Below are 4,446 nucleotides of genomic sequence, written 5' to 3' on the forward strand. Positions count from 1 at the left end.
ACTTTTGGGGGTCAGTACACCGTTTATTGGATGAAGGGGATTTTTAATATTCTTTTTAGGCAGTTAATCCGCTCAAAACAATCGATAAACAGTCATAAAAGGATGATTTTTCGGTGCAAAATGATATAATATTAACATGTCAAATAAACCAACATCAGCTTATGTGCACATACCTTTTTGCACACAGATTTGCTATTACTGTGATTTTTCCAAGGTATTTATTAAAAACCAGCCTGTCGATGCCTACCTTGAAGCCCTTATCAAAGAATTTGAGTCGTATGATATCACTGATTTAAAAACTCTCTATATAGGTGGTGGCACACCAACGTCCATCACAGCAAGCCAGCTAGACTATTTGCTGAGTCAGTTGCAAAAAAATCTTAATTTAGAAACTCTCGAAGAATTTACTATTGAAGCCAATCCTGGCGATTTGACAGTCGAGAAAATCGATGTTCTTGTTAAATCAGCCGTAAATAGGATCTCTCTCGGGGTTCAGACCTTTGACGATAAGCATTTAAAGCAAATTGGTCGCAGTCATAACGAAGCCCAGATTTACAGCACCATTTCTAGTCTTAAATCAGCTGGTTTTAACAACATTTCGATTGATTTGATTTATGCCTTACCAGGTCAAACCATGGAGCAGGTCAAAACCAATGTTGCTAAGGCTTTAGCCTTAGATATTCCTCATCTTAGCCTATATAGCTTGATTTTGGAACACCACACTGTTTTTATGAATAAAATGCGTCGTGGTAAATTGAATTTACCGACAGAAGACCTAGAAGCTGGAATGTTTGAATACATCATTTCAGAAATGGAAGCCAACGGTTTTGAGCATTACGAAATTTCAAATTTCACCAAACCAGGCTTTGAAAGCCGTCATAATTTGATGTATTGGAACAACGAAGAATATTTTGGCTGTGGTGCAGGGGCATCAGGCTATTTAAATGGCATACGTTACCGAAATCGGGTCCCTATTCAGCATTATCTAAAGGCTGTCGCTGAGGGCAATGCCCGATTGAGCGAGGAAATCCTGACAAAAGAAGAAATGATAGAAGAAGAGCTGTTTCTTGGATTACGCAAAAAAACAGGGGTCTCGCTCGAACGTTTCAAGGAAAAGTTTGGCGTTCCCTTGGCAGATATTTACGGTAGTGTTGTCACAGACCTTCAAAACGAGGGGCTGTTGGTCAAAAATGACTCAGCCATTAGAATGACTAAAAAAGGCCTATTTTTAGGCGATTCTATCGCTGAAAAATTTATTTTAACATAGGAGATGTGCTTTGGGCTTAGTCTATTATCAGCCTGTCGAGCTGACTTTTGACAGTTGCGACAGGACATCACATGTAAAAATTCCTGCCCTACTAGCGGATTGTTTAATGGTTTCTACCAAGCAATCGGAGCAATTAGGACGAGGAAATGATTACCTCATGGAGCGTTATGGGCTTGTTTGGGTTATTACGGACTATGAGATGACGATTCATCGATTACCCGTCTTTGGAGAGACAATAAAAATAGAGACAGAAGCCCTGTCGTACAACAAATTGTTTTGTTACCGACGGTTTCATATCTATGATCAAACAGGGGCGTTATTGCTAGACATTTTAGCCTATTTTGCTTTACTAGACCCAAAAAGTCGCAAAGCTGCAGTGATTCCAGACGATTTGGTTGCTCCCTATCGTTGCCCCTTTGTCAAAAAGATTCAGCGTTCTTCTAAATTAAAACCCTTAGAAACCCCAATTCAACAAACCTATCCCGTGCGTTATTTTGACATTGATATGAATGGTCATGTTAATAATAGCAAATATTTAGAATGGATGTATGATGCGTTGGGTGATGCCTTTTTAGGCAAGTACCGTCCAACTCAGCTGACACTAACCTATAAAAAAGAAGTCCCCCCTGGGGGGAGCATTACATCCTGTCATCTGCTAGATGGCGAGACGTCTTACCATGAGATTATGTCAAATGGGCAGCTTAGCGCGCAAGCCAAGATTGAATGGCAGCCCATTTCAATAGAAAGTGAGAAAACGAGTGACTTATAAAGGTTATTTAATCGACTTAGATGGAACAATCTATCAAGGAAAAAATCGGATTCCAGCAGGTGAGCGATTTATCGAACGCTTGCAAGAAAGAGGCATTCCTTATTTGCTGGTGACCAATAACACGACACGGACACCGCAAATGATCCAAGAGATGCTTCAACAACAATTTAATGTTACAACAGAACTAGACACCATATACACAGCGACGATGGCTACCGTAGATTACATGAATGACATGAATCGTGGCAAAACAGCCTATGTTATCGGTGAGACTGGTCTCAAGTCAGCTATTGCAGAAGCAGGCTACACCGAAGACACAGAAAAGCCTGCTTATGTGGTTGTTGGGCTAGATACTCAGGTGACCTATGAGATGCTGGCGGTTGCCACTTTAGCGATCCAAAATGGTGCTCTTTTTATTGGAACAAATCCAGACCTCAATATTCCAACAGAACGTGGTCTAATGCCAGGCGCAGGGTCGCTAAATGCCTTGCTAGAGGCTGCTACACGGGTATCTCCAGTCTTTATCGGAAAACCAAATGCCATCATCATGAACAAGGCGCTTGATATATTAGGGGTGTCACGCTCGGAGGCTATTATGGTAGGAGATAATTATCTAACAGACATCATGGCGGGTCTTCAAAATGATATTGCTACCCTTTTGGTGACTACAGGTTTTACCAAGGCAGAAGAAGTACCAGGTTTACCAACGCCACCTGACCATGTAGTCTCTAGTCTGGACGAATGGGAGCTGTCATGAAAGAAGCGTGTTATTTTTTCTTGACCTGGCTCTGGTTGTTGTCAGTCGCTATTTTACTGACGATTTACCTAGCTTGGTCTTTATACCCATTAGAAGTCAGCTATTTACAGCTTGATGAGGTTGTCTTTATGACCCCAAAAGCCATTACTCAAGATTTTAACAGGTTGTTAGCCTATTTAACAAATCCCTTTGTTCAAAACTTGAATTTGGATCACTTTTCATCATCAACATCAGGATTAAAACACTTTGAAGACGTTAAGGGGTTATTTCAGTTAACTCAGTTAGTATTTATTCTATTAGTTTACCCTGCTTGGCGTTACCTCTATGATAAACTGAAACAACAAGTTCTCATTCTCATTAGATACCCCTTGATGCTTGCAGGCTTTTTTCCAGTGCTTGTGGCGTTATTTGCCATTATGATTGGGTTTGATAATTTTTTTACATTATTCCACCAGATTTTATTTGTCGGTGACTCGACTTGGTTATTTAATCCGTTAACAGATCCTGTGATTTGGATTTTACCAGAAACCTTTTTCATGCACTGCTTTGTCCTATTTTTCATCATTTACGAAAGTATTATTTGGGGATTAGTGTTATTATCCCAACAAAAACCATAGAAGGATGAATCCTAAAAAAAAAACAAGTCCCTAAGAGGGCTTGTTTTTGGGTACAAAAAAAGCACCGAATCGGTGCCACTTTCTTCAAGCTATTTACGGACCAGCCTTATTTTAACGCGCTGTGTTGTTTTGAATGGTTCCAACAGTTATAGTATATAATATTAGATGACTTTTGGCAAGTCTTATTATCAAAAAATTACATTTTCGAGATAAAAGACAATTGTCGTTTTGGAACCATTCAAAACAACACAGCTCTAAAACCTTTTAATAGCTCTTTATCTGTGCTCGAGGGTTTTGGAACCATTCAAAAAAACACAGCTCTAAAACCTACTTCTTGTGGAGTCATTTGTTCTGTGTGTTTTGGAACCATTCAAAACAACACAGCTCTAAAACGGTTACTGCGTAAAGGATAGGCTCAAAGGGGTTTTGGAACCATTCAAAACAACACAGCTCTAAAACTTGCGCTTTGTTGACATCTTCTCCTGTTAAGTTTTGGAACCATTCAAAACAACACAGCTCTAAAACGTAAGAGTCTGGCAATCTCACTACACCTCTGGTTTTGGAACCATTCAAAACAACACAGCTCTAAAACGATTAAGTCCATGTAGAAAACAACGTTAATGTTTTGGAACCATTCAAAACAACACAGCTCTAAAACTTAAGGTGATGGAAGTTATTCTCAATAGCTAGTTTTGGAACCATTCAAAACAACACAGCTCTAAAACTGTTACTATAATTTATTCTGCTCATTTTTGGTTTTGGAACCATTCAAAACAACACAGCTCTAAAACTAATTCTGTCAAGCATTTCAAGTTTTTCAAGTTTTGGAACCATTCAAAACAACACAGCTCTAAAACTATAATGTTTACTCATTTCTTCTATATCCTGTTTTGGAACCATTCAAAACAACACAGCTCTAAAACACAACGATGTTTTAATGGGTGGTTCACCTGGTTTTGGAACCATTCAAAACAACACAGCTCTAAAACTTACCTGCTGTGTTAAATTTCTCAAGAACTGTTTTGGAACCATTCAA

The 4,446-nt window shown here is 39.1% G+C and carries 4 protein-coding genes and 1 CRISPR repeat array; all 4 genes read left to right on the top strand.

Annotated elements, in window-relative coordinates; all coding sequences use genetic code 11:
- Positions 1-136 precede the first annotated feature (136 nt).
- The 4 genes from hemW to AKK44_RS08240 are packed head-to-tail and all read left to right on the top strand — an operon-like array spanning position 137 to position 3,410.
- Positions 137-1,267: a radical SAM family heme chaperone HemW gene (gene hemW, locus AKK44_RS08225; protein WP_054279280.1), complete on the top strand. Its 1,131-nt coding sequence runs from the start codon at positions 137-139 to the stop codon at positions 1,265-1,267.
- 10 nt (positions 1,268-1,277) lie between these two features.
- The gene (locus tag AKK44_RS08230) at positions 1,278-2,036 is read left to right on the top strand and encodes an acyl-ACP thioesterase domain-containing protein (protein WP_054279281.1); all 759 of its coding nucleotides are present in this window, start codon (positions 1,278-1,280) and stop codon (positions 2,034-2,036) included.
- Complete coding sequence (locus tag AKK44_RS08235; RefSeq protein ID WP_054279282.1) at positions 2,026-2,793, top strand: TIGR01457 family HAD-type hydrolase; 768 nt, start codon at positions 2,026-2,028, stop codon at positions 2,791-2,793. The genes AKK44_RS08230 and AKK44_RS08235 overlap by 11 nt, the downstream gene beginning before the upstream one ends.
- On the top strand, positions 2,790-3,410 hold the full coding sequence (locus AKK44_RS08240; RefSeq protein ID WP_054279283.1) for a TIGR01906 family membrane protein: 621 nt from the start codon (positions 2,790-2,792) through the stop codon (positions 3,408-3,410). Before AKK44_RS08235 ends, AKK44_RS08240 begins: the two co-directional genes overlap by 4 nt.
- A gap of 225 nt (positions 3,411-3,635) precedes the next feature.
- Positions 3,636-4,399: a CRISPR direct-repeat array (repeat unit 36 nt; unit sequence GTTTTGGAACCATTCAAAACAACACAGCTCTAAAAC).
- Positions 4,400-4,446 lie beyond the last annotated feature (47 nt).

The sequence above is a fragment of the Streptococcus phocae genome (assembly GCF_001302265.1).
Taxonomy (GTDB): domain Bacteria; phylum Bacillota; class Bacilli; order Lactobacillales; family Streptococcaceae; genus Streptococcus; species Streptococcus phocae.

Bases quoted from the DNA above. Each gene is read 5' to 3' on its own strand.
- AKK44_RS08240 (WP_054279283.1), top strand. From the start codon at position 2,790: ATGAAAGAAGCGTGTTATTTTTTCTTGACCTGGCTCTGGTTGTTGTCA.
- hemW (WP_054279280.1), top strand. From the start codon at position 137: ATGTCAAATAAACCAACATCAGCTTATGTGCACATACCTTTTTGCACA.